A 1,448-nucleotide genomic window follows, 5' to 3' on the forward strand; every position below is an offset into this window, starting at 1 on the left:
GTACCCAAAAAGTTAAAGTAAAATATTTTAGCTGATTAAGCGGCCATTTGTCGGTATTCTACCGGTGAGTGGCCGTTTAATTTTACTTAAATTCGTGTGTTGTTGTAATACAGTATCCAAGAGTTAATTGCATCAATCAACTCTTTTGCTGATGAATAATTGTTCAATGGGCCGATTTCGATCTTCAACTTATTAAAGAAACTTTCCATAACCGCATTGTCTAGAGCGGTCGCACGACGCGACATGCTTTAGATGATGCGGTTTTGCTTTAGTGTATTACGCCATGCACTGTGACGATATTGCCAGCCTTGATCAGTGTGAATGGTTGTTCGATAAGTAAGTTTTGGCAGTTGCTCTACGAGCTGATTAAGTGGTTGTAAGGTAAATTCGATATTTGGACGAGTGCTAATAGAATGTGTAAGAATCTCATTGTTGTACATATCAAGAATTGGCTCTAAATATACTTTTTTCTCCAGTGGCTGGGATTTTGAATTTCGTAACATCGCTAGATAGTTTTTGCAGTGGTCGATCAATCTTGAAACGACGGTGAATCTTGTTCTTCACTCGCTTTCCTTCAGGACCTTTAGATGAATCATACTTGCGTGATTGCTTATTATATCCAACGCCTTTTAACCCCATCTCATGCATGAGTCGTTGAACCTTCTTGTGATTTACCTCTGTGAAATCAGGTTGCTTTCACAACTCTAAATAAACTCGACGCACACCATAGTGATTATCCGCTTCCCAAATTGTCCTGATAGCCACGCGAAGTGGCTCATCGGGGTCTTCCTTTTTAAACTTTCGTTTCCAGTAATGTACTGTACTTTCTGCAATCGGAAGAACCTTTAGAATATCTACTATCTTAAATTGCGCCTTGAGCCGGCAAGCTACTTCTCCGAGTTGTCGTTTCGTTGCTGAATCGAGGCCAATAATTTTAACGCTTCATTTTCAATCTTTAGTCGAAGAACTTCGTCTTCGAGTTGAGAAAGTCGATTTTCTTGCTCCGGTAATTTTTTAACTGACTTAGGCTTCTTATTTGGCATTTTAGGTTTTCGTCCCTTTTTAATAGTCAATAACCCATTTGGGCCTAGTTTGGAATATATTTCTGTCCACGCACGCATTTGGGCCATGCCGGTGTAACCAAATTTGGCGGCTATTTCTGTATATGAAGCGTGATTTATGATTGCCCAAGAAGCCAGCACAATCCGAAACTCCGCATTAACCTTTGGCGTATTGAATAACACGTCTGGTCCGTGCATTACATACGCGGCAATCAGAGCTCTGAACGCCCTCGGATTAATACCATAACGTTTCGCTACAGCGCCTTTACCATCTGTTCCTGAAGGATACTCCCGAATAGCCTTGAGCTTTGTTTGTTTTGAAATTTTAGTCAGGTGAATTGTCAATTCAACCGGAACACTTGAGATAAATAATATTCTTTAGCCGAT

The 1,448-nt window shown here is 40.3% G+C and carries 3 protein-coding genes and 1 pseudogene; all 4 read right to left on the minus strand.

Features of this window, described 5'->3' with window-relative positions:
* Positions 1-86: 86 nt before the first annotated feature.
* The 4 genes and pseudogenes from EST42_RS11565 to EST42_RS06075 all read right to left on the minus strand — a co-directional run bounded on the left by EST42_RS11565 (position 87) and on the right by EST42_RS06075 (position 1,406).
* A complete protein-coding gene (locus tag EST42_RS11565) occupies positions 87-245 on the minus strand; it encodes an integrase core domain-containing protein (protein ID WP_134644655.1) in 159 nt (52 codons plus the stop codon).
* 3 nt (positions 246-248) lie between these two features.
* On the minus strand, positions 249-503 hold the full coding sequence (locus tag EST42_RS11570; protein ID WP_134644656.1) for a DDE-type integrase/transposase/recombinase: 255 nt from the start codon (positions 501-503) through the stop codon (positions 249-251).
* Positions 442-672: pseudogene (locus EST42_RS11575) on the minus strand (IS3 family transposase); the annotation flags it as partial. The pseudogene EST42_RS11575 and the gene EST42_RS11570, both read right to left, overlap by 62 nt.
* 215 nt (positions 673-887) lie before the next feature.
* Complete coding sequence (locus EST42_RS06075; protein ID WP_245150417.1) at positions 888-1,406, minus strand: helix-turn-helix domain-containing protein; 519 nt, start codon at positions 1,404-1,406, stop codon at positions 888-890.
* Between the last annotated feature and the right edge of the window lie 42 nt (positions 1,407-1,448).

Source organism: Weissella cibaria, assembly GCF_004521965.1.
GTDB classification, from domain to species: domain Bacteria; phylum Bacillota; class Bacilli; order Lactobacillales; family Lactobacillaceae; genus Weissella; species Weissella cibaria_A.